The sequence below is a fragment of the Paenibacillus sp. FSL R5-0766 genome (genome assembly GCF_037971845.1).
In the GTDB taxonomy this organism is placed as follows: domain Bacteria; phylum Bacillota; class Bacilli; order Paenibacillales; family Paenibacillaceae; genus Paenibacillus.
Window position 1 is genome coordinate 2,493,306 of sequence record NZ_CP150227.1, and the last position, 23,583, is coordinate 2,516,888.

The window sequence follows — 23,583 nt, forward strand, 5'->3', positions numbered from 1 at the left end:
GGAGGACGCTGGAGTCTTATGTCAAAGGAAAATGATAAACAGTTCGTGACTGAAATCACACCACAGGGTGAGGATTTCTCACGCTGGTACATTGATGTTATCAAAAAAGCTGATCTCATGGACTATGCACCCGTACGCGGTTGTATTGTGTTTAAACCAGACGGATTTGAAATCTGGGAACATATTAAGGATGAGTTGGATCGTCGTTTCCGGGAAACGGGTCATCGCAATGCCTACTTCCCGATGTTCATTCCTGAGAGCTTCTTTCAAAAGGAAAAAGAGCACGTGGAAGGTTTTAACCCTGAATTACCATGGGTTACGGAAGCTGGCGGAGAGAAGCTGGAAGAACGTCTGGCAATCCGTCCTACATCCGAAACGATTATCGGTCACATGTATTCCAAGTGGATTCAGTCTTATCGGGATCTTCCGGTACTGATCAACCAGTGGGCTAACGTAGTTCGTTGGGAAAAAAGAACGTTGCCTTTCCTTCGCACTAGTGAGTTCCTGTGGCAGGAAGGTCATACAGCGCATGAGACAGAAGAAGAAGCACGTGAAGAAACGATGAAAATGCTTGAGATTTATCGTGAAGTGGTTGAGGAATACTTGGCTATTCCTGTAATTGTGGGTCAGAAAACCAAGTCCGAGAAGTTTGCGGGTGCGGTGGATACGTACTCGATCGAAGCCATGATGAAGGATGGACGTGCTGTACAAGCGGGTACATCTCACTATATGGGGACGAACTTTGCAAAAGCATTTGAAATCCAGTATCTTAGCCGCAATAATGTGCTGGAGCTGGCTTACACTACTTCATGGGGAGTAAGCACACGTTTGATCGGTGCATTAATTATGGTTCACGGTGATGACCGTGGTCTCGTACTTCCTCCTAAAGTAGCACCAACACAAGTGGTCATGATTCCAATTGGGCCTCCGAAAACGCGTGATGCTGTTGTTGGGCGTGCAGATGAGTTGTTCACTGAGTTGAAAAAAGCTGGAGTTCGTGTGAAAATGGATGATCGCAGCGATGTTCGCCCAGGTTGGAAGTTCAATGAATACGAGATGCGCGGTGTTCCGATTCGTCTGGAGATTGGTCCACGTGATATGGAAAATGGCGTTTGTGTACTCGTATCACGGATCACAGGTGAGAAGAAAGTGGTAGAACAAGCGAACCTGGTAGAAGAGATCCAGGCTATGCTGACACAGATTCAGGCAGATATGTTAGAGCGTGCTCGCACATTTATGTCGGATAACTTCTACTCCGTGGATACACTCGATGAGATGAAAGAACTGATGGAAAATAAACGCGGGTTTACACTGGCTGGATGGTGCGGTTCAGAAACTTGCGAAGATAAAGTAAGAGAAGTCACAGGTGCAACAAGCCGGAACATCCCGTTCAAGCCTGCGGAAGAAAAGCATACGTGCCTGGCTTGTGGTGAACAGGCAGAACACACGGTTGTGTTTGCAAGAGCATACTAAGTCAGAATCACTTGACGATATACATTGAACTAAACATTTACATGAGAACGTAGAGAACAGAAATAAGCTGAAGAAGCGGAGCGTTCGCCTTTATCCCCGGATTTTCCCCTTTGTAAAAGGGAATCAAAAAATCTGGGGATAACAGCGATCGGAAGGTTGTTCTGTTATCGGAGTGGCAAGTGTAAATATCTTTTTGTTCAATTTATATAACGGCACGTACGGACTGTAAGAGTAATGAATGGAGAGCTTCTGTCGGATAAAATGAGTCGGTGCGAGTTCGGATCGGTGACATTTTTGAATGCAGGGGCTTTTCATGCTTTAAGGGGGTACAAGGAGGAACACGATGAGCGGATTCGAGGAGAAGAGAAAACGGTTTGAGTTGTTGATGAAACAGGCAGAGCTTCCGGCTGGTCTGTTAGAGCCCTATTTTTTGGATGGATGGATTGAACAAGTAGAGACCAATCGAAGTAATCGGGAATGGAATATTCTGATTGCAAAGGATACGTTGGTACCCGCTCCAATCTATCGCACATTTTGCCTGCATATTCAAGAGAAGATGAATCATATTGCCAAAATTTCATTTGGCTTCAAATACACGGATCAAGTACAAAATGGTGATATCGTCAGTGAATATTGGAATCTGTTTCTGGAGTGGGTTACCCGTGAGATTCCATCTGTAAATGGTTGGATGAACCGGACAACCTTTGAATGTGAAGAGGATCTTCTACAACTGACAATGAGTGATGCAACGTCGATGGAATTGGCTCGTAAGAAACAGATTGATCAGGCTATTACGAAATTCTATGAAAAATACTTTCATCTACCTCTTCGCATCAAGATGCAAGTGGGTGAAGTGGGAAGCAATAAAGAGGCCATGGAACAGTTCCAGGCCCAAAAACGTGTAGAAGAACTTGAGGTCATCGAGAAGATGATGAGTGAAGTGGACACAGAAATCCCGGTGGATGAGGAGCAGGGTGATCTGCGTTTGCAAATGGGTTATGACATCAAGGAACCTGCGGTACCTATGCAGGAAATTCAGGATGAAGAGAAAAAGGTCACGCTTCAAGGTTCGGTGTTTGGACTGGATCGTAAAGAACTGCGAAACGGAAACACATTGTTTACCTTCTACCTGACTGACTTCACGGATTCCATGCAAATGAAGATGTTTGCCAAAACAAAAGAGGATGTAAAAATTCTCAGTTTGTTGGCTAACGGTAAATGGGTGAAAGTGCGTGGTCGTGTAGAATATGACCGGTTTATGCAAATTCCTGAACTTGCCATGATTCCTTCGGACCTGGTTGAAGTTAAAGCACCACCGTCTCGCAAAGATAATGCACCAGAGAAACGGGTGGAGTTCCATTTGCACTCTACGATGAGTACGATGGATGCTGTAACTTCAATTGACAAATACGTGAAAATGGCAGCGGAGTGGGGACATAAGGCGATTGCTGTCAGTGATCATGGTGGGGTGCAGGTATATCCCGAGGCTTCCAAGGCTGCTAAGAAAAACGGGATTAAAATGATCTACGGCCTTGAGGCGAATGTTGTGAATGACTCTGTTGCCGTTGTAATGGCTCCTCAGCCATTGGATCTGCAAACAGCGACATACATCGTATTTGATATCGAGACCACAGGTCTGTCGGTAACACAGAACAAAATTATTGAGATTGCTGCCGTGAAGATGCAAGATGGTAAAGAAATTGACCGGTTTGCAACATTTGTGAATCCGCATGAACGCATTCCCTACAACATTCAGCAGTTGACCAATATTAATGATGACATGGTAAAAGACGCACCTGAGCTGGAGCCTGTTATCCGTGACTTTGTGCAGTTTGCTGGTGATGGTGTGCTTGTTGCGCATAATGCACGTTTTGACATGGGCTTTATCCAGGCTTCCCTGAAGCAAATTGGATTGCCAGAGCTTCCTAACCCGGTCCTTGATACATTGGAACTAGCGCGATTGTTATTTCCCAAAAATAAGAACCACCGTCTGAATACGATGGCGGATAAATATAAGGTTGGACTCGAAAGTCATCACCGTGCCATAGATGATACGGTTGCACTCGCGGGTATACTGATCGGATTATTAAATGATGCTGCTCAGATGAAAGGTTTAACGAGGCTCGATCGCTTGAATGATTATGTAGGTGTCGACTTGTCGAATACAAGACCTTTCCATTGTGGAATCTATGCATTGAATGATGTCGGCAAGAAAAATCTATATAAGCTGGTATCTCTCTCTCATACGGAACATTTCAAGCGGGTACCGTGCATTCCCAAATCAAAACTGATTAATTTGCGTGAAGGCCTTGTTATTATATCGGGCTGTGAAAAAGGGGAATTTTTCGAAGCGGTGCTTAACAAATCGCTCGAAGAAGCGGAAGAGATCGCTGAGTTCTACGACATACTGGAGATCCAACCACTTACCATGTATATGCATTTGGTGGATAAAGGATTGGTGGCTACACCCGAAGAAATCAAAACAGCGATCCGTAAAGTCATCGATATAGGTGCAAAACTGAATAAACCGGTCATAGCCACAGGTAACGTGCACTATTTGGAACCACGTGACAAGTTATATCGGGATATCACCATTCACGGAATTACAGGTTTTAGTCCACTGAAAGATCAGCGTAAACCGGATGCACATTTTAGAACGACAGAGGAAATGCTGGAAGAGTTCCAGTTCCTGGGCCAAGATAAAGCTTACGAAGTTGTTGTTACAAATACGGTGGAGTTGTCTGATCGATTTGAGGAAATTAAGTTATTCCCGGACAAACTGTTTACTCCGATTCTGGAAGGTGCAGACGAAGAAATCCGTAATACCTGTTATGAAACTGCCAAGTCCATCTATGGCGAGGAATTACCGGAAGTAATCGTGGCACGATTAGAGAAAGAACTCATTCCAATTATTAAATACGGTTTTTCTGCCAACTATCTGATCTCAGAGCGCTTGGTTAAAAAATCGAATCAGGATGGTTACCTCGTAGGTTCACGGGGATCGGTAGGCTCCTCTGTTGTTGCTACATTCCTGGGTATATCCGAGGTTAATCCACTACCTGCTCATTATATTTGTGTGAATTCGGAATGCAAACACAGCGAGTGGTTCCTGGACGGCAGTGTTCGGAGTGGATTTGACCTTCCAGAGAAAGAGTGTCCGGATTGTGGTGGCACACTTAAAGGAGAAGGCCAGGATATTCCGTTTGAGACCTTCCTTGGATTTAAAGGAGATAAAGTTCCCGATATTGACTTGAACTTCTCTGGTGATTATCAGCCTCATGCTCATAACTATACGAAAGTACTATTTAGTGAGAAGAGTGTTTTCCGTGCGGGGACCATTGGTACGGTGGCTGAGAAAACAGCATTTGGTTTTGCCAAGAAATATGAGGAAGAACATCACAAGAAATGGCGCGGAGCTGAATTGAATCGTTTGGCTTCGGGATGTACTGGGGTGAAACGGAGTACTGGACAGCATCCCGGCGGTATTGTCGTGGTACCTGATTATATCGAGGTCGAAGACGTTACACCTGTTCAGTTCCCAGCTGATGACGTTAATGCGGAGTGGAAAACGACACACTTTGATTATCATGCTTTTGAAGAAAACTTGCTGAAACTTGATATTCTGGGGCACGATGATCCAACTATGATGCGGATGTTACAGGATTTGACAGGTGTCGATCCAACGACCATTCCGATGAATGATCCCAAAGTCATGAGCATGTTTAACTCAACCGAAGCTCTGGGTGTTACACCGGAACAGATTAGGTCGCCAGTGGCGACGTTTGGCGTGCCGGAGATGGGAACGAAGTTTGTACGTCAGATGCTTGTTGAATCCCAGCCGACGTCTTTTGCCGATTTACTGCAGATTTCCGGATTGTCCCATGGTACAGGGGTATGGCTTGGAAACGCTCAGGATCTGATTAAGAACGGAACGTGTAATATTAAGACGGTAATTGGTTGTCGGGATGATATCATGTTATTCCTGATCTATAAAACGGGAATGGACGCAAGTCTTGCCTTTAAGATTACCGAGAGTGTTCGTAAGGGACGGGGGCTGCCACAGGAATGGATTGACGAGATGAAGAATTGTAAAGTGCCTCAATGGTACATTGATTCGTGTCTCAAAATCCAGTACATGTTCCCGAAGGCTCACGCGGCCGCTTATGTTATTTCGGCAGTACGTACGGCGTTCTTCAAGCTGTATCATCCGATTGAATATTACGCAACTTACTTTACCGTTCGGGCGGATGAGATTGATATCGAACTGATGTGTCAGGGATATGATGCGATCTATCGCAAAATTACGGAGATTGAGCAATTAGGTTTCCAGGCACCTCCAAAAGAGAAAAACATGTTACCTGTCCTGGAAATGGGTCTGGAAATGGCAGCACGCGGATTCTCGCTGAAATCCATTGACTTATACCGTTCGGAAGCGACAAAGTTCATCGTTGACGGAAAATCACTAATCCCTCCATTTTCGGCGTTGGCAGGAATCGGGGATAATGCTGCTCGCAATATTGCTGCAGCAAGAGATCATGGTGAGTTTCTATCGGTTGAGGACTTCCAACAGAAGTCGAAAGCAAGTAAGACCATTGTTGAACTCCTGTCCAATATGGGATGTTTCCGTGGCTTGCCAGAGAGCAATCAGCTTTCCCTTTTCTAGGATTGAATTTGGATCTAAACATAGCGATTGCTGGCGGAACGTAATTTTTCCTTCATTAGTAAGTAAACTGCCAGAACCATCGCTTACTTGTCACTATTACCAGACTATGTTATAATTTTTGAAGTGAACGAGATAGTACGAATTTCTAAAGAGTGGGGAAACCCACTCTTTAGTCTTTGGTATACAAGAATCTTGGGTATTGAATAATCTGCCAGTGCTTTTTTGCTGGTGTAACCTAAGTTGGAGGTTATTGGTTTTGAGCACAACGAACATTAAATCTACCGTGGAAGAAATGATCCAACCCTACTTGAACGAACAAGGCTTCGAGCTGGTTGACATCGAATACGTCAAAGAAGGCAGCAACTGGTTTTTACGGGTGTATGTCGACAAAGAGGGTGGCATCGACATCGACGATTGCGTCTTGATCAGCGAAAAGCTGAGCGCCAAGCTGGATGAGAACGATCCGATTCCAACCATCTATTTCCTTGAAGTGTCTTCTCCCGGTGCGGAGCGTCCACTGAAAAAACCTGAGGACGTTACCAAAGCTGTAGGCAAAAATGTTTTTGTTACAACCTACGAGCCGGTGAACGGATTGAAGGAATTTGAAGGCAAGCTGCTTTCCTTTGATGACGAGGAACTCGTGATTGAAGCAGGCAAAAAACAGCATGCCATTTCTTATGATAAGGTTGCCAGTGCGCGCCTAGCTATTTTGTTTTAAGTGCCTTGTTCACTTTATTAATGAAAAAGACACATCTCACGATAACGGCAAGGTGCTCATGAGTTCAGAGCCTTTCGCCGTTTTACGTATGAGATGCCATGTTTGAAAGGGGGATCAACATTCATGAGTATGGATTTTATTGAAGCAATGAATGAATTGGAACGGGAAAAAGGGATCAGCAAGGATGTGCTGTTTGAAGCGATCGAGGCTGCACTAATTTCCAGCTACAAGCGGAATTTCAACACGGCCCAGAATGTGCGTGTTGACATGAACCGTAATACGGGAGTTATTCGAGTGTATGCCCGTAAATTGATCGTGGAAGAAGTCCTGGATTCACGTACCGAAATTTCATTGCCTGCTGCACGAGAAATCAACCCACACTTCCAGCTGGAAGATATTGCGGAGATTGAAGTTACGCCGCGTGATTTCGGACGTATCGCGGCACAAACTGCCAAACAGGTAGTGACCCAGCGGATTCGTGAAGCCGAACGCGGCCTGATCTACAACGCTTTCGTAGATAAGGAAGAAGATATCGTTACGGGAGTGGTGCAGCGTCAGGATTTGCGCAATATCTACATCGATCTGGGCAAAATCGAAGCGGCTTTACCGCTGACCGAATTGATGCCGAACGAGAAGTTTGTTCATGGTGACCGTATTAAGGCGTATATCACCAAGGTCGAGAATACGACGAAAGGGCCGCAAATCATTTTGTCCCGTACCCATCCGGGCCTCTTGAAACGTCTCTTTGAACTGGAAGTGCCTGAGATCTTTGACGGTGTAGTTGAAATTCGCTCCGTCGCTCGCGAAGCAGGGTTCCGCTCCAAGATTGCCGTTCATTCCCGCAACGAGGAAGTTGATCCAGTTGGATCTTGTGTAGGTCCTAAGGGAATGCGCGTGCAGACCATTGTGGGTGAGCTGCGCGGTGAAAAAATCGACATCGTTCGTTTCTCCGATCAGGTAGACGAATATGTTGCTAATGCACTGAGTCCTTCCAAAGTATTGGAAGTTCATGTATTTGAGGAAGAAAAGATGGCTCGGGTTATCGTTCCGGACTATCAACTGTCGCTCGCAATTGGTATCAAAGGCCAAAATGCCAGATTGGCAGCCAAATTAACCGGCTGGAAAATCGACATTAAGAGCGAGAGCCAGGCGGAACAGGAATTCGGCAGAGAAAAAGATTCTTCTTCTGAAATGCATCAGGATTCCGTCTCCGTCGACTAAAGTAAAGTACGGGGGGCGCTGACGTATGAAACCAAAAAAAGTGCCGCTGCGCAAATGTGTGGCATGCCAAGAAATGATGCCCAAAAAGCAGCTGATTCGCATTGTTAAAACGCCAGAGGATGAAGTGCTGATCGATTTGACTGGCAAAAAATCCGGACGTGGTGCCTATTTATGCGGCAAAGAGTCCTGTTTTAAGCTCGCACTCAAAAACCGGGCTTTGGATCGGGCGTTGAAAGGCAAAGTCTCACCTGAAATTTACGAGCAATTAGCAGCTGACTTCATCGCGGTTGAGGATGAATTCAAAGCAGCACAGGAGCGTGAACATGACTAATATTAAAACGCTGTCTTATTTGGGACTCTCTATGCGTGCAGGTAAACTTGTAACAGGTGAAGAAATTGTACTTAAAGCGATCCGTTCTTCCGAAGCTAAAATGGTTATTGTTGCGGGTGACGCCTCAGCCAATACACAAAAGAAATTTCGCGATAAATGCGGAACTTATAAGGTTCCTCTGTTAATCGGATTTGACCGGGATAGTCTGGGTTCAAGTATCGGTAAAGACACGCGTGTTGTTCTTGCAGTAACGGATCGAGGGTTTGCAAAAATGATCTCCAAGCAAGTCGGTATAATGTCGGAGGTGGAGTATATTGAGTAAACAGGAAAACAAGGATAAATTGCGAGTTTATGAATATGCGAAGTCCCTTAATATGAGTAGTAAAGAAATTATAACCATTCTTAAAAAACTGGAAATTCCCGTAAACAATCATATGAGTGTCATGGAGAATGGTTCAGTCGGTAAGGTGGAACAATTTTTTAAAGATATAAAATCCACTGCTGCTTCGAAACAAGGCAACGATGCAAAACCAGTTGCTACTTCGGCAGTGCGCAGTGACAAACCAGTGGACAGCAACAAGCCGGCCGGCGGAGTGAACACGCCGAAGAGCAGTAACCCATCCGGTAGTCCCGTACCAACAAAAATACAACAGGAAAAGCAGGTAGGTATGAACAATAGACCAAATTCCAACAATAACAATGGCACCCAAAGACCCAGCGGCCAAGACAGCCGCAACAGAACGAACTCTTCCCAAGGCTCAAGCCAAGGAGGACAATCAACTAACCGCCCAAGACCAGCTCAAGGTGGACAAAGCAGTACTGCATCCCGTCCGCAAGGATCGGGTCAACGTCCGAATAACAGCGGTGGCGGTCAGGTAAGAACTTCAGGACCTAACAGCGGTGGTAATACAGGTACTGCTGGCAACCGTAGCAGTGGCCAAGGTCAGAGCCAAGGACAAGGCCAACGTAGAAGCGGCCCAGGTGGCACTACTGGCAGCAACAACAATAGTGGTAACCGTTCGAACAGCGGTGGCGGTGGACGTCGTTATGATGACAACCGTGGCGGCAACTTCCGTGGTAACCGTGGTGGCAAGAACAACCGCAACAGAAATCAACAACAGTACCAACAACGTGAAAAAATTGATAACACACCTAAGAAAATCATCGTTCGTGGTGATATGACTGTTGGTGAAACAGCGAAGTTGCTCCATAAGGATGCTTCCGAAGTTATCAAAAAGCTCATCGCTATGGGCGTTATGGCAACAATCAACCAAGAGCTTGATATCGAAACGATCCTTCTGCTTTCAGGTGAATTCGGTGTTGAGGTTGAAGTGAAGATTGTGCTTGAAGATGACCGTTTCGAAACACTGGAAGAGAATGATGATGCTGCTGACTTGCAAGCTCGTCCACCAGTAGTTACGATCATGGGTCACGTTGACCATGGTAAAACTACTTTGCTGGATGCTATTCGTTCCACGAATGTATCCGATGGCGAAGCAGGCGGAATCACGCAACATATCGGTGCATATCAAGTTGAAATCAACCACAAAAAGATCACGTTCCTGGATACTCCGGGTCACGAAGCATTTACAGCGATGCGTGCACGGGGCGCACAAGTTACGGATATGACGATTATTGTCGTAGCTGCGGATGACGGTGTTATGCCACAGACCATTGAGGCGATTAACCATGCCAAAGCTGCTGGACTACCAATCATCGTGGCTGTCAATAAAATTGACAAGCCGGGCGCTGATCCAGACAAAGTGAAACAAGAACTAACTAGCTATGAACTCGTTCCGGAAGAGTGGGGCGGAGATACCATCTTTGTTAACGTGTCAGCGAAACAAAGAATGGGTCTGGAAGGTCTGCTTGAAATGATTCTGCTGGTTGCAGAAGTGAACGAATACAAAGCGAACCCGGACAAACGTGCCCGTGGTACAGTGATTGAAGCCGAGCTGGATAAAGGACGTGGCCCAGTTGCACGTATCCTCGTACAGCACGGTACATTGAAAGTCGGCGATGCTTTCGTAGCAGGTAACTGCTTCGGTCGTGTCCGTGCGATGGTCAATGACAAAGGTCGTCGTCTGAAAGAGGCTGGACCTTCAACACCTGTTGAAATCACAGGTTTGACTGAAGTTCCAGGTGCGGGAGATCCATTCATGGTGTTTGAAGATGAGCGCAAAGCGCGTTCCATCGCTGACAAACGTGCGATTACGCAACGTGAATCCGATCTGGGTACACATACTCGCGTAACGTTGGATGATCTGTTCCAACACATCAAAGATGGCGAGATCAAAGATCTGAACGTAATCATCAAAGGTGACGTACAAGGTTCGGTTGAAGCATTGAAAGGTTCCCTTGCGAAGATCGAAGTTGAAGGTGTACGCGTGAAAATCATTCATAGCGGCGCTGGTGCAATCACGGAGTCCGACATCATTTTGGCGGCAGCATCCAATGCCATCGTGATTGGTTTCAACGTTCGTCCTGATAACCAGGCGAAAGCAACTGCAGATCAAGAGCAAGTAGACATTCGTCTGCATCGCGTAATCTACAGTGTTATCGAAGAAATTGAACAAGCGATGAAAGGTATGCTTGATCCGATCTACAAAGAAAAAGTTATCGGTCATGCTGAAGTTCGGAGCACGTTCTCCATCAGTAAAGTGGGTACCATCGCTGGTTGTATGGTTACCTCAGGTAAAATTACGCGTTCTGCGGAAGCACGCCTGATTCGTGATGGCATTGTCCTTTACGAAGGTAAGCTGGATTCCCTGAAACGTTATAAAGATGATGCCAAAGAAGTAGCCCAAGGTTACGAGTGCGGTATCACACTGGATAAATATAATGATCTCAAAGAGGGCGACGTTATCGAAGCCTTCATTATGGAGACAGTACAACGATAAGCAAGGAAGCATGAGGTGAACAACGATGGCTAAGATTCGTACAGGTAGAGTGGGCGAGCAGATCAAGAAAGAAATCAGTCTGCTCATCCAGTCTGAACTGAAAGATCCACGTATCGGCTTTATTACGGTAACGGGAGTCGAAGTGACAGGTGACTTGTCGCAAGCCAAAGTTTATCTGAGTGTCTTCGGTGAGCAGGAACAAAAAGATAACACGCTCAAAGCTCTGGCAAAAGCAAATGGATTTTTGCGTTCCGAGCTGGGCAAACGTATCCGGTTCCGGCATGTTCCCGAGTTGATATTTAAGATTGACGAATCCATCGCTTATGGCAGCCGAATTGAGAAGCTGCTTGGCGATATTGGTTCCGACAAGAACGAATCCCAGTAACAGAATAGAGGAGACGGCAATGCACACTTATGAACAGGCGCTCCAGGCCGGAAAGCAATTTCTGCTGGAGCATGATGATTACCTGGTCGTGTCGCATGTACAGCCGGACGGTGACGCAGTCAGCTCGACGGTAACGGTGGGCTGGCTGCTGTCATGTCTGGGTAAGACATTCACGATGATTAATGAAGGCGAAATCCCCGGGCGTATGCATTTTTTGTGGGAAGCAGGCAACATTGTGAACATGACCGAACAACCACCGCAGCGAAAATATAAAGCTGTTATTTGTGTGGATTGTGCAGACTTTGCCAGAGTAGGTTTGACACGTCATTATTTCGAAGACGATGCTGTTATTTTGAATATTGATCATCACCCTACAAATGACGGTTATGGTACAGTCAACATCATTAAGTCAGATGCTGCTGCAACGGCTGAAATTTTGTTCGATTTTCTTAACCTGTTCCAAGTAACATGGGATAAAGATGTTGCGACGGCAGTTTATACAGGATTGCTTACGGATACAGGTGGCTTCCGCTATGCCAACACCAGCCCAAATGTAATGACAACGGCCTCCAGACTGCTTGAACATGGCGTGGATGGACCCTATCTCGCCCAGACCTTGTTGGAGCAGGTGACTCTTCCGCAGGTTCGGATTTTGAATCAGGCACTATCAAGCCTGCAGATGACGGATGATGGAAAGATAGCCTGGGTTGTTATTACACCAGATGATATGGTGGCTTGTGGAGCGGCTAATGAAGATCTTGAAGGGGTAGTGAACTATCCGCGCAACATTCAGGGCGTGGAAGTTGGTATCTTTTTCAAAGTCATCAACGAGAATGCAGTCAAGGTTTCTTTGCGTTCAGCAGGTAAAATTGATGTTGCTGCACTAGCCCAGACCTTTGGTGGAGGCGGGCATGTGCTCGCAGCCGGATGTCGTCTGGAAGGCAGACTTGATGATATTGTCGTAAAAGTACTGAAGCAGGTGAATTCACAATGGTAAAGCCATTTGAAGGTGTACTTCCGGTATATAAACCGGCGGGATTTACTTCTCATGATGTTGTAGCCAAAATGCGTCGCATTCTCAAAATGAAGCGCATTGGGCATACGGGCACACTTGACCCACAAGTTACAGGCGTTCTGCCGCTCTGTCTTGGACGGGCGACACGTGTGGTGGAGTACATGCAGGAGCTTCCGAAGGAATATCTGGCTACGCTCAGATTGGGACTCTCTACTGACACAGAGGATATGACAGGGGAAGTCATTGAGCGGGCTGAAACGACTGTGGAAGTAACACAGGAACAGGTTCAACAGGTGCTAGAGCAGTTTCTGGGCACGATCTCTCAGGTACCCCCCATGTATTCTGCAGTAAAGGTAGACGGCAAACGTCTTTATGAGCTTGCTCGTGAAGGTAAGACGGTAGAGCGTAAGAGTCGTGAGGTCACAATCTATGAGCTCGAACTTACAGGGATTGAGACTCAGGGTGAGACCACCGATATATCTTTCCGGGCATTATGTTCAAAAGGTACTTATATTCGGACATTGTGTGTAGACATTGGCCGGCAACTCGGATATCCATCAACCATGGTTCAACTGGAGCGTACGATATCGGCAGGTATCTCTGCAGATCGTTGTCTTCGAATTGAAGAAGTGGAACAACTTATGGCTGACGGGACTTTGGCGGAGGCGCTGATTCCTGTTGACGAGGCTATTGCTTCAATTCCGGCCCATAGGGTTGGAGAAGAACAGACCAAAGGAGCACTTCAAGGTCAGAAACTGTCTGCACGTCTTCTGGAACCGCCTGTAGAGCAACCTGGTTTATTGCGGTTGTATGCTCAGGATGGTACGTTTCTGGGGATATTTGAACGGGATGAACTAAAACCAACGGTGAGGGCAGTTAAAGTCTTTTTGCCGGAATAAAGAGGTTTCGGGCTTGGAGTTGTGGTGATGCTCAAGCTTGGCCTATCTAGTGAAATGCAGGTGAATGATTGTGAAAACCGTAATGCTAACCTATCCGCAGACGTTACATTCGACTGAGCTGAGCACACTGCCCCAAGTGCTTGCGATTGGTCAATTCGACGGACTGCATCTCGGACATGCAAGTGTCATTTTATCAGCTGTCCGCATTGCGCGGGAAACGGGCATGCAGGCAGCGGTCATGACCTTTCATCCACATCCGAAGGAAGTTATGCGCAAAGGGGATTACGAGGGTTATTTAACTCCCTTGAGAGATAAAGAAGACATCTTGGCAGGAATGGGCGTTGATGTACTCTATGTGGTTGAGTTCAATGAAGATTTCTCACGGTTGACGCCGCAACAATTCGTACACGACTTGTTGATTCCTCTTCAGACACGAACAGCGGTGGTTGGTTTTGACTTCCGTTTTGGTCACAAGGGTGCAGGGGATGAACAACTTCTTCGTACTTTGGGAGAAGGAGAGATGACGGTGGAAACCGTTCCTCCTTTCTTGTTAAATGGTGAAAAAGTGAGCAGTTCTCTCATTCGTGGCCTGTTGAAGCGTGGGGAGATGGATGAGGCCAGTCAGTGGCTTGGCCGACCTTACAGCATCAGAGGAACCGTCATTCACGGGGAGAAGCGTGGACGAACGATTGGATTTCCTACAGCCAACCTTGAACTCACGGATCATTACGTTACCCCGTCGAAGGGTGTTTACGCTGTTCGTGTGCAATATGGCGAACAGGAACTGCATGGCGTAATGAATCTTGGTGTGAAACCTACGTTTCACGAAAGCGGGATGAAACCTACGTTTGAAGTGCACCTGCTTGATTTTGATGGACACTTGTATGACCAGGAACTAAAGGTTGAGCTCGTTCACTATATTCGTGCAGAACGAAAGTTTGACTCCATTGAGGCATTGATTAGCCAGATTCGTGAAGATGCATTAACTGCCGGCCGCCTGTTATCTTAAAGGTTCAGGATTAAATGCATGTTTACATTTACTTTAACTAGGCAATTATGATATACTGTACTACGTTGTCGATTGAGGCAACATTAACCTTGGCTTGGTTGCTTGCTCTCACCGGCGGTGACGAGGCTAATGGCGATTATATTGAAGGAGGTGAACAGGATGGCATTGACTCAAGAACGTAAACAACAACTGATCGACGAGCACAAAACTCACGAGTCCGATACAGGATCTCCAGAGGTGCAAGTTGCTATCCTTACGGAAAACATCACAAGTTTGACAAACCACTTGCGTACGCATAAGAAAGACCACCACTCACGTCGTGGACTTTTGAAAATGGTAGGTCAACGTCGTAAGCTTTTGGCTTACGTGAAAAACAAAGATGTTAAACGTTACAGCGCACTGATCGAAAAACTCGGATTGCGTCGTTAATTATCGTACATGTTTTCAAAATCAACCTGGCTGTTATCCGTCATTCTTTTGTCTAAAAGGACAAGCGGAACTTACAGCCGGGTTGTTTTGTAGATGAACATGTTGCCATATATTTGTAGATGGGGCTCCGTGAGGAGCTTTTGTTGTGCAGGTTAGCATGTTGAAAGTTCCATACATAGCTAATGAATGCAGGACAAGCAGGAAATACTGTGAATATGCAGAATCCATTGAATTAGGAACGAATAAAAGGAGGGGTTTCATGGAACAGCGTGTTGAAATGCAGCTTGGTGGAAGAAAGCTTACGCTTGAGACCGGGCGTTTGGCCAAGCAGGCTAATGCTGCCGTTAAGGTAACATACGGGGATACCGTGGTATTGTGTACCGTGACAGCATCAAGTGAGCCGAAAGATCTGGACTTTTTCCCATTAACGGTGAACTATGAAGAAAGATTGTACGCTGTAGGTAAAATCCCGGGAGGATTTATTAAACGTGAAGGCAGACCAAGTGAGAAAGCCATTCTTTCAAGCCGTCTGACAGACCGTCCAATTCGTCCTTTGTTCCCGGAAGGCTTCCGGAATGATGTACAAGTTCTGAATATCGTTATGAGTGTGGATCAGGATTGCGAACCGCAAATCGCTGCAATGATTGGTACATCGGCAGCATTGAGCATTTCGGATGTTCCATTCAGCGGACCGATTGGTGGCGTGAAAGTTGGACGTATTGATGGCGAGTTCATCATTAACCCAACGATTGCACAGCTTGAAGTCAGTGATATTGAACTGGTCGTTGCAGGAACCAAAGATGCCATCATGATGGTTGAGGCCGAAGCAAACGAAGTGCCGGAAGAAGTGATGCTCGAAGCAATCATGTTTGGACATGATGAGATCCAAAATATTATTGCTGTAATCGAACAGCTTGTGCAAGTTGCTGGAAAAGAAAAAATGGCTGTTAAGTTGCGTACCGTTAATGCTGAAGTTAACAGCAGTGTGCGTGAATTCGCCAGCGCTCGTCTGGTCGAAGCGGTTAAAATCGCCGAGAAACATGCTCGTCAAGATGCAATCGATGTAGTGAATGACGAAACCGTTGCTCACTTTGAAGAGAAATATATTGAAAGTCCGGAATTGTTCAAAGACGTGAAGGAAGTTCTGCACGATATCGTCAAAGAAGAAGTGCGTCGTCTGATCACGCATGATAAAGTTCGTCCGGATGGACGTGGACTTGCTGAAATTCGCCCAATTGAATGTGATACATCTCTGCTGCCACGTGCGCATGGTACAGGACTGTTTACGCGCGGTCAAACGCAAGCACTTAGCGTTTGTACACTTGGTGCACTGGGTGATGTTCAGATTTTGGACGGAATCAGTCTTGAAGAAACGAAACGATTCATGCATCACTATAACTTCCCACCATTCAGCGTAGGTGAAGCGCGTCCATTACGTGCTCCAGGCCGTCGCGAAATCGGACATGGTGCTCTGGGTGAGCGCGCTCTTTCCAAAGTGATCCCTTCCGAAACGGATTTCCCATACACGATTCGTTTGGTATCTGAAGTTCTGGAATCCAACGGCTCATCATCTCAGGCAAGTATCTGTGCCAGCACTTTAGCTATGATGGATGCAGGTGTACCAATCAAAGCTCCAGTTGCGGGTGTAGCTATGGGTCTGATCAAAGATGGAGATCATGTATCCATTCTGAGTGATATTCAAGGTATGGAAGATCACCTTGGTGACATGGACTTTAAAGTAGCTGGAACACCTGAAGGTGTAACTGCAATTCAAATGGACATTAAAATTGCTGGTATTAATCGTCAAATTTTGTCTGATGCATTGGCGCAAGCCAAAGAAGGTCGTATGCACATTTTGGGCAAAATGAACGAAATTTTGAAAACTCCACGTGAGCAGTTATCACAATATGCGCCTAAAATTACAACGATGCATATCAATCCGGACAAAATCCGTGATGTTATTGGTGCAGGTGGTAAAATTATCAATAAAATCATCGAAGAAACCGGTGTTAAAATTGATATTGAACAGGATGGACGTGTCTTTATCGCTTCTTCCAACCAGGAGATGAATGATAAAGCCAAAGCGATCATCGAAGGTATTGTGCGCGAAGTATTGGTCGGCGAGATTTATGTCGGCAAAGTAAAACGCGTAGAGAAATTCGGTGCATTTGTTGAAGTACTTCCGAACAAAGAAGGTCTGGTACACATCTCGCAACTGTCAACTGAACGTGTTGCCAAAGTGGAAGATGTTGTAGCTATCGGTGATTCCATTACGGTAAAAGTAACGGAAATTGACCCACAAGGTCGAATCAACTTGTCCCGTAAAGCAGTTTTGACTGCTGAAGCCCCGGCTCAATCCTAGGATACCGAAGCGACAGGTTATAAATGGATAGATTGAATGAAGAGACAGAATGTGAATTTCTGGCTCTTTTTTTAACGTTTAAATACGTAAATCAAGGATGAAACCATGGCTCAGCATTCATATTTTTGCCCTTGTCCTCATATGATGGGGACAAAGACGGCGGGAGGATGGAGCTGTGGGAAACCAATCCAAAAAGCTGGCGGCTGTTCTGGCGGGTGTGACTGCGGTCATATTGATCGGACAAGTTGGCAGTGTACGTACATACATTACGGAGATCCGTGATGGGCCAGGTACGCAAAATGCTTTTGACATGTTTAAGGAAGCAACTGGGGAAGAGGCGCTGTTGTCTGCGATTCGGGATAAAGCGGCTGAAACGAAAATTGCTCCGGTGAATGCCAGAGTAGATCGGGTATGGAAAGCAATTCCTGGTTATAATGGCATGGAGATTGATGTGGAAGCGACATACCGTAAGGCGCTGAGTGGAACGTTGAATACCAAAATAGCGTATGTCTACCGTCAGATTGAGCCGGAGATCCAGCTTAAGGATTTGGGTGCACATCCGATCTATCGGGGGAATGCAAACAAACCGATGGTTTCATTTATGATTAATGTGGCCTGGGGGAACGAATACATTAAACCGATGCTGGATACGCTCGATGCCGAGAAAGTGAAGGCTACTTTTTTTCTGGATGGAAGTTGGTTAAGCAAAAACGTTGAACTGGCCAAAGAAATTCAGAAGCGTGGGCATGAGATGTCCAATCATGCGTATTCTCACCCGAATATGAGTCGATTGAGCGCAGAACGGGCCAAGCTGGAAATTAGCAAAACCCAGGATCTGCTCCATAAAACACTGGGTGTAGAGAATCGTTGGTTTGCTCCGCCTTCCGGTGACTTTAATCAGAAGACCGTTGACATTGCTTCATCCATGGGGCTGCAAACCGTGTTATGGACAGTAGATACTGTGGATTGGCGTAAGCCAAGCCCGGATGCCGTTGTTGCTAAAATTGCAAAAAATACCGAGGCAGGCACGTTAATTCTAATGCACCCTACAGCTGCTTCTTCGGGAGCTTTAAAGGGCATGATTCAATCCATACGGGCCAAAGGTCTGGTGCTCGGAACAGTAAGTGAGACGTTGTCTTCGGAACGTGTAAATACGTCTGCGGTTGAGTGAACGTTGTTTTTTTGTTAATATCAAACAGTTGGAACCAAATGTCGATTTCAATTTCAAGGTTGAGATCAAGGCAATTATAGAGATGTAGGAGGGCCAACCATGAAAAAAATTCAGCTGGGCAATGGCCTCAGAGTTGTCATGGAACAGATACCGACCTGCCGTTCTGTGTCTTTCGGAATATGGGTCAAGACAGGTTCGCGCAATGAGCAACCTGCAAGTAACGGAGTATCACATTTTATTGAACACATGTTGTTCAAAGGAACAGATCGTTATGATGCCAAGGCGATTGCAGAGCAGTTCGATGCGATTGGCGGTAATGTGAATGCGTTCACTTCCAAAGAATACACGTGTTATTATGCTAAAGTGTTGGATGAACATTTGCCGATTGCGGTTGATGTATTGTCTGATATGTTTTTCCGCTCCAAAATGGATGATGGTGAATTGATCAAGGAGAAAAACGTCATTCTGGAAGAAATCTCAATGTATGAAGATACGCCGGATGATATGGTTCATGATCTGATGGCCTTGGCCGCCTATGGTGAGCATCCACTCGCATACCCAATCCTGGGTACGGAAGAACGTCTCAAAGCGATGGATTCCAGTCATCTGCGTGCATATATGAAGGAGCACTACACGATTGAGAACACGGTCATTAGTATCGCGGGTAATATTGATGACAGTGTAATCGATCTGATGGAGAAGCATTTTGGTGCTTTTGATGTAAATGGGGTAACGGAAGCAGTCACGATGCCAGCCTTCCAAAGTGGACAGCTCTTTCACAAAAAGAAAACGGAACAGAATCATATCTGTATTTCGTTCCCGGGCTGTAAAATCGGTGATCCGCTGCAATTCGCTATGGTTGTTCTGAATAACGCCATTGGTGGAGGCATGAGCTCCAGACTGTTCCAGGAAATTCGTGAGAAACGGGGTCTTGCGTACTCCGTGTATTCCTATCATAGCTCTCATGCGGACAGCGGACTTTTCACGATATATGCGGGTACAGCACCAAAACAGACCAAAGAAGTGCTCGATCTGACCAAAGAGGTTCTGCGCGACCTGGCTGTTAACGGCTTGTCCGAAGATGAACTTCGTAAAGGAAAAGAACAGCTGAAAGGCAGCTTGATTCTGAGCTTGGAAAGCACAGGCAGTCGCATGAATCGTCTGGGTAAAAACGAACTCATGCTGGGCAGACACCATACGCTGGATGAGATGATCACCAAAATTGAGCAAGTTACCATGGACGATATTAACGCGGTACTTGATCTGATGTTTGCTGAGCCTTTTGCACTTGCTATGGTTGGCGCTTCAGATAAGACGATCGCTGGATTGAGAAGGGATGATTTTGTTGCATTACGTTCAAATACAGAAACTGCCGGGCAATGAAGATATTAAACTGCCTCAAAAAATGTCGGAGCTGGCATCCGGCTTTGATGTAGTAGCTGCACTTCAGGAAGATGTTGTATTGCAGCCGGGTCAGCGTACGCTGATTCCTACCGGACTTGCGATGGCAATGCCAGCTGGATTGGAAGCACAGATCCGTCCTCGGAGCGGACTGGCTTTCAAACATGGAATTACCTGCCTCAACACACCGGGGACCATTGATGCGGATTATCGCGGAGAAGTTAAAGTGCTGTTGATTAATCTGGGTCAGGAACCGTTCACGATTGTACGGGGAGAGCGCATCGCACAGATCGTCTTCCAGACCGTGCCTGCAGTTGAATTGACGGAAGTGAATGAACTTTCGGAAACGGTACGTGGCGAAGGCGGATTTGGTCATACCGGGAAATAAGTAGCGTAAATATACCTATTCTTTAGAGTCGTCCCTGAAAGGGGCGGCTCTTTTTTACATTTGAGGAACGGACGGTGGAATGCAATTATTGTTTTCACCCCCCTGTGGGCCCCTGCATACGATAAGGCATACATGTGGTGAAAGGAGTGACGTCCCGATGCTGACCGGAGTCCGGATTGTAGTCCTGGGCGGAGATGCGCGGCAGCTTGAAGTCATTCAAAAGTGCGCTGAGCTGGATGCAACGGTAAGTGTGGTGGGTTTCGATAAAATAGAGCGTTCCATTCCAGGGATCGAGCACCAGGAACTGGAGGATGAAGTGTTTGCTTCTGCAGATGTACTGGTACTGCCTGTCGTCGGTTGCGATGACCAGGGAAAAGTAAGTACTTCATTCAGTGACACACCGATCTATTTGAAAAAGGAACATATTGCAGCATTACCGGAGCATTGTATTGTGTTCACAGGGATGGCAAAGCCGTTCCTGCGCGAACTTTGTCTTGAAAATGGGCTGCGACTTGTTGAAGTACTTGATCGTGATGATATTGCACTTTACAACTCTATTCCAACAGCTGAGGGAGCCATCGCCATAGCTATTCGGGAGACGGACTTCACAATCCATGGTTCGGAATGCATTGTGCTGGGCATTGGTCGAACAGGATTCACAATGGCCAAAACATTGCAGGGACTTGGAGCAAATGTACGGGTGGGAATCAGGCGGGAAGAGGATGCTGCCCGCGCTACAATAATGGGCTGGAAGCCTTTCATGACAACGGATTTGGCCGCTCAGACCGGGGAAGTTGACTTGCTTTTTAATACGATACCGACTATGATAATCACAGCACAAATCCTGTCCAGAATGCCGCAAAAGGCTGTCATTATCGACCTCGCATCCGCTCCTGGCGGCTGTGATTTCAGGTATGCTGACAAACGCGGTATCAAAGCGCTACTTGCGCCTGGCCTCCCCGGCATTGTTGCTCCCAAAACGGCTGGCGGCATTATTGCCGACGCGTTGATCCGTTTGCTTTTGGAAGAACAGAACGCACGGGAGGTTAAATCATGAACTGGCAGGGAAAAACGGTAGGTTATGCAATTACGGGTTCTCATTGTACGTTTGAAGAGGTTATGCCGGTAATTAGCCGCTTCGTAGCTGAAGGTGCCAACGTCATTCCGATTATTTCGAATTCGGTTCTGACGACGGATACACGCTTTGGTACGGCGCAAAATTGGCAAAAACAGTTGAAAGATATAACAGGTAATGATATCATTTCTACAATTGTTGAAGCGGAGCCACTAGGGCCTTCCAAGCTGCTTGATGTGCTGGTGATTGCTCCATGCACAGGGAATACAACAAGCAAGCTGGCTAATGCGATGACCGACAGTCCAGTGCTAATGGCCGCCAAAGCGCAGATGCGCAATCAGCGTCCGCTAGTGCTCGCGATTTCCACGAATGACGGTCTGGGCTTGAATGCTGCGAATATCGCCAAATTGCTCGTGGCCAAATACTTGTATTTTGTGCCATTTGGGCAGGACGATCCAATGAAAAAACCAAACTCGTTAGTCGCCAAAATGGAATTGATTCCAGAGGCTTGCTGGAGTGCTCTTGAGGGCAAACAGTTGCAGCCGATGATTGTGGAGCGTTCTTCACAGGCTTGATGGAACAATGATTTGGTGACAACGTTTATGCGCTTGGAGAAATGAAGGGGTTCGAGAGACAAAGAAAATCATGGGGGACGATATGCTGGATTGAACAGCTACTATGTCCACGTTCCTGTATATAAGGCATTCCTGCTTGCGGGCAGTACAGGTTAAGCAAGCGGGAGGGGTCTATTGTGAATGTATGCGTCATGACCTCGTATAAAATGCTGAAATTATCGCATCAGAACGCTCCCTAGAGTGATCCATTTGTTGATTTGACCCGTGTCCAGTCTTCTTGCGTACACAAATGGAGGAATAAAGATGCGTATCATGGTACAGAAATTCGGAGGCACGTCTCTCTCCACTGTTCAGGCGAGAGAGCATGTGCTCCGTCATGTTAAACGTGAACTTGAAGCAGGATTGAGTCTGGTCATCGTTGTGTCTGCGATGGGCCGCCGCGGCGAGCCATATGCGACCGATACGTTGCTGGACTGGGCTGCACAGAACGGAAACGCACTATCCGCACGCGAAAAGGATTTACTGCTGTGCTGTGGTGAAATCATATCTGCGACAACGTTGAGCAGTTTACTCGAACATGAAGGCATTCCAACTACAGTGCTGACCGGTGCACAAGCAGGTTTTGTGACGGACGACAATTTCGGGAATGCCCGGATATTGGATGTCCGTCCTGTTCGTGTGTTGGAGCAGCTTCAGCTCGGCCGTGTCGTTGTTGTAACCGGATTCCAGGGGCAGACAGAGAACGGAGACTTCACGACACTGGGTCGTGGGGGAAGCGATACGTCTGCTACAGCTCTCGGTGCAGCATTACGTGCTGAAATGGTGGATATCTACACAGATGTGAACGGGATACTCACCGCTGATCCGCGAATTGTTGAGGATGCACGTCCACTGACTGTTGTGAGTTATGCAGAGATCTGTAACATGGCCCACCACGGGGCCAAGGTAATCCATCCACGTGCGGTTGAGATTGCGATGCAATCCCAGATTCCAGTGCGGGTAAGATCTACTTTTGCAGACACGGAAGGAACGCTGGTTACGCATCCGGAAGGATTCCAGGATGTGCAGACAGGCATTGTTGACCGTTATGTAACAGGCATCGCCTACGTGAGCAATGTAACGCAAATTACGGTGGATGTGCCTGGTGGTGGTGCAGATCGATTGCAACTAAAAGTGTTCAAAACCATGGCTGAGAATTCAATCAGCGTTGATTTTATTAATGTTACCCCCTCGGGAGTTGTCTATACGGTTTTTGACAGTGATTCCGAGAAAGCCATACAGGTATTGCAGGAGATAGGTCTCAAGCCACAAAGCCTGTCCGGTTGTGCCAAAGTGTCCGTCATTGGCGGAGGCATTAATGGTGTACCTGGAATCATGGCTCGAATCGTGGAGTCCTTGACACTGGCAGACATTCAGATCCTGCAATCGGCAGATTCGAATACAACGATCTGGGTGCTCGTAAAAAAAGAAGATATGGTTCAGGCCCTGAGGGCACTTCACGCCTCATTCGAACTTCATTTGTAAATAACTGAAGTTAGAGGAGCCAAACCTGTTTTGAAGGAGGAATC

20 protein-coding genes are annotated in these 23,583 nt (G+C 46.5%); all 20 read left to right on the forward strand.

From position 1 onward, the window contains the following. Window positions 1-18 precede the first annotated feature (18 nt). The 20 genes from proS (at window position 19) to dapG (ending at window position 23,539) form a co-directional block, all read left to right on the forward strand. Window positions 19-1,473: a proline--tRNA ligase gene (gene proS / locus MKY66_RS11310; protein ID WP_076208879.1), complete on the forward strand. Its 1,455-nt coding sequence runs from the start codon at window positions 19-21 to the stop codon at window positions 1,471-1,473. A gap of 343 nt (window positions 1,474-1,816) precedes the next feature. Beyond that, window positions 1,817-6,136, forward strand: coding sequence for a PolC-type DNA polymerase III (locus MKY66_RS11315; RefSeq protein WP_076208878.1), 4,320 nt, complete (start codon window positions 1,817-1,819; stop codon window positions 6,134-6,136). 256 nt (window positions 6,137-6,392) lie between these two features. Beyond that, entirely contained in the window at window positions 6,393-6,854 is a 462-nt protein-coding gene (gene rimP / locus MKY66_RS11320) for a ribosome maturation factor RimP (protein WP_047842499.1), read from the forward strand. Window positions 6,855-6,977: 123 nt separating this feature from the next. Beyond that, window positions 6,978-8,075: a transcription termination factor NusA gene (gene nusA, locus MKY66_RS11325; protein WP_062833827.1), complete on the forward strand. Its 1,098-nt coding sequence runs from the start codon at window positions 6,978-6,980 to the stop codon at window positions 8,073-8,075. Window positions 8,076-8,100: 25 nt separating this feature from the next. Further along, a complete protein-coding gene (locus MKY66_RS11330) occupies window positions 8,101-8,406 on the forward strand; it encodes a YlxR family protein (RefSeq protein ID WP_017689143.1) in 306 nt (101 codons plus the stop codon). Continuing rightward, window positions 8,399-8,728 carry a ribosomal L7Ae/L30e/S12e/Gadd45 family protein gene (locus tag MKY66_RS11335; protein WP_017689142.1) on the forward strand — a complete coding sequence of 110 codons (330 nt, stop codon included), beginning with the start codon at window positions 8,399-8,401 and terminating at the stop codon, window positions 8,726-8,728. The genes MKY66_RS11330 and MKY66_RS11335 overlap by 8 nt, the downstream gene beginning before the upstream one ends. After that, a complete protein-coding gene (gene infB, locus MKY66_RS11340; protein WP_076208877.1) occupies window positions 8,721-11,306 on the forward strand; it encodes a translation initiation factor IF-2 in 2,586 nt (861 codons plus the stop codon). The genes MKY66_RS11335 and infB overlap by 8 nt, the downstream gene beginning before the upstream one ends. A 25-nt stretch (window positions 11,307-11,331) precedes the next feature. Further along, window positions 11,332-11,691 carry a 30S ribosome-binding factor RbfA gene (gene rbfA, locus MKY66_RS11345; RefSeq protein WP_017689140.1) on the forward strand — a complete coding sequence of 120 codons (360 nt, stop codon included), beginning with the start codon at window positions 11,332-11,334 and terminating at the stop codon, window positions 11,689-11,691. Between the two features lie 19 nt (window positions 11,692-11,710). Then, complete coding sequence (locus MKY66_RS11350) at window positions 11,711-12,688, forward strand: bifunctional oligoribonuclease/PAP phosphatase NrnA (protein ID WP_076208876.1); 978 nt, start codon at window positions 11,711-11,713, stop codon at window positions 12,686-12,688. Further along, complete coding sequence (gene truB, locus MKY66_RS11355; protein WP_076208875.1) at window positions 12,682-13,605, forward strand: tRNA pseudouridine(55) synthase TruB; 924 nt, start codon at window positions 12,682-12,684, stop codon at window positions 13,603-13,605. Before MKY66_RS11350 ends, truB begins: the two co-directional genes overlap by 7 nt. 82 nt (window positions 13,606-13,687) lie before the next feature. Next, window positions 13,688-14,614, forward strand: coding sequence for a bifunctional riboflavin kinase/FAD synthetase (locus MKY66_RS11360; RefSeq protein WP_143760269.1), 927 nt, complete (start codon window positions 13,688-13,690; stop codon window positions 14,612-14,614). 47 nt (window positions 14,615-14,661) lie between these two features. After that, window positions 14,662-14,796 (forward strand): hypothetical protein, encoded by a 135-nt coding sequence (locus MKY66_RS11365; protein WP_268745224.1) that lies wholly within the window; start codon window positions 14,662-14,664, stop codon window positions 14,794-14,796. Then, the gene (gene rpsO / locus MKY66_RS11370) at window positions 14,774-15,043 is read left to right on the forward strand and encodes a 30S ribosomal protein S15 (RefSeq protein ID WP_036609297.1); all 270 of its coding nucleotides are present in this window, start codon (window positions 14,774-14,776) and stop codon (window positions 15,041-15,043) included. The genes MKY66_RS11365 and rpsO overlap by 23 nt, the downstream gene beginning before the upstream one ends. A 259-nt stretch (window positions 15,044-15,302) precedes the next feature. Then, the gene (gene pnp, locus MKY66_RS11375; RefSeq protein WP_036670397.1) at window positions 15,303-17,405 is read left to right on the forward strand and encodes a polyribonucleotide nucleotidyltransferase; all 2,103 of its coding nucleotides are present in this window, start codon (window positions 15,303-15,305) and stop codon (window positions 17,403-17,405) included. A gap of 175 nt (window positions 17,406-17,580) precedes the next feature. After that, entirely contained in the window at window positions 17,581-18,576 is a 996-nt protein-coding gene (locus MKY66_RS11380) for a polysaccharide deacetylase family protein (RefSeq protein ID WP_076208874.1), read from the forward strand. 99 nt (window positions 18,577-18,675) lie between these two features. Continuing rightward, the gene (locus MKY66_RS11385) at window positions 18,676-19,959 is read left to right on the forward strand and encodes a pitrilysin family protein (protein ID WP_062833834.1); all 1,284 of its coding nucleotides are present in this window, start codon (window positions 18,676-18,678) and stop codon (window positions 19,957-19,959) included. After that, window positions 19,919-20,365 (forward strand): dUTP diphosphatase, encoded by a 447-nt coding sequence (gene dut / locus MKY66_RS11390; RefSeq protein ID WP_017689132.1) that lies wholly within the window; start codon window positions 19,919-19,921, stop codon window positions 20,363-20,365. The genes MKY66_RS11385 and dut overlap by 41 nt, the downstream gene beginning before the upstream one ends. A gap of 157 nt (window positions 20,366-20,522) precedes the next feature. Continuing rightward, on the forward strand, window positions 20,523-21,422 hold the full coding sequence (gene dpsA / locus MKY66_RS11395; RefSeq protein WP_076208873.1) for a dipicolinate synthase subunit DpsA: 900 nt from the start codon (window positions 20,523-20,525) through the stop codon (window positions 21,420-21,422). Continuing rightward, the gene (locus MKY66_RS11400; protein WP_076208872.1) at window positions 21,419-22,015 is read left to right on the forward strand and encodes a dipicolinate synthase subunit B; all 597 of its coding nucleotides are present in this window, start codon (window positions 21,419-21,421) and stop codon (window positions 22,013-22,015) included. Before dpsA ends, MKY66_RS11400 begins: the two co-directional genes overlap by 4 nt. Window positions 22,016-22,318: 303 nt before the next feature. Further along, on the forward strand, window positions 22,319-23,539 hold the full coding sequence (gene dapG / locus MKY66_RS11405; RefSeq protein WP_036670402.1) for an aspartate kinase: 1,221 nt from the start codon (window positions 22,319-22,321) through the stop codon (window positions 23,537-23,539). Window positions 23,540-23,583 lie beyond the last annotated feature (44 nt).

Coding starts and splice junctions, on each gene's coding strand:
- proS (WP_076208879.1), top strand. CDS start 19: ATGTCAAAGGAAAATGATAAACAGTTCGTGACTGAAATCACACCACAG.
- MKY66_RS11315 (WP_076208878.1), top strand. CDS start 1,817: ATGAGCGGATTCGAGGAGAAGAGAAAACGGTTTGAGTTGTTGATGAAA.
- nusA (WP_062833827.1), top strand. CDS start 6,978: ATGAGTATGGATTTTATTGAAGCAATGAATGAATTGGAACGGGAAAAA.
- MKY66_RS11330 (WP_017689143.1), top strand. CDS start 8,101: ATGAAACCAAAAAAAGTGCCGCTGCGCAAATGTGTGGCATGCCAAGAA.
- MKY66_RS11335 (WP_017689142.1), top strand. CDS start 8,399: ATGACTAATATTAAAACGCTGTCTTATTTGGGACTCTCTATGCGTGCA.
- rbfA (WP_017689140.1), top strand. CDS start 11,332: ATGGCTAAGATTCGTACAGGTAGAGTGGGCGAGCAGATCAAGAAAGAA.
- MKY66_RS11350 (WP_076208876.1), top strand. CDS start 11,711: ATGCACACTTATGAACAGGCGCTCCAGGCCGGAAAGCAATTTCTGCTG.
- truB (WP_076208875.1), top strand. CDS start 12,682: ATGGTAAAGCCATTTGAAGGTGTACTTCCGGTATATAAACCGGCGGGA.
- MKY66_RS11360 (WP_143760269.1), top strand. CDS start 13,688: ATGCTAACCTATCCGCAGACGTTACATTCGACTGAGCTGAGCACACTG.
- MKY66_RS11365 (WP_268745224.1), top strand. CDS start 14,662: ATGATATACTGTACTACGTTGTCGATTGAGGCAACATTAACCTTGGCT.
- rpsO (WP_036609297.1), top strand. CDS start 14,774: ATGGCATTGACTCAAGAACGTAAACAACAACTGATCGACGAGCACAAA.
- pnp (WP_036670397.1), top strand. CDS start 15,303: ATGGAACAGCGTGTTGAAATGCAGCTTGGTGGAAGAAAGCTTACGCTT.
- MKY66_RS11385 (WP_062833834.1), top strand. CDS start 18,676: ATGAAAAAAATTCAGCTGGGCAATGGCCTCAGAGTTGTCATGGAACAG.
- dpsA (WP_076208873.1), top strand. CDS start 20,523: ATGCTGACCGGAGTCCGGATTGTAGTCCTGGGCGGAGATGCGCGGCAG.
- MKY66_RS11400 (WP_076208872.1), top strand. CDS start 21,419: ATGAACTGGCAGGGAAAAACGGTAGGTTATGCAATTACGGGTTCTCAT.
- dapG (WP_036670402.1), top strand. CDS start 22,319: ATGCGTATCATGGTACAGAAATTCGGAGGCACGTCTCTCTCCACTGTT.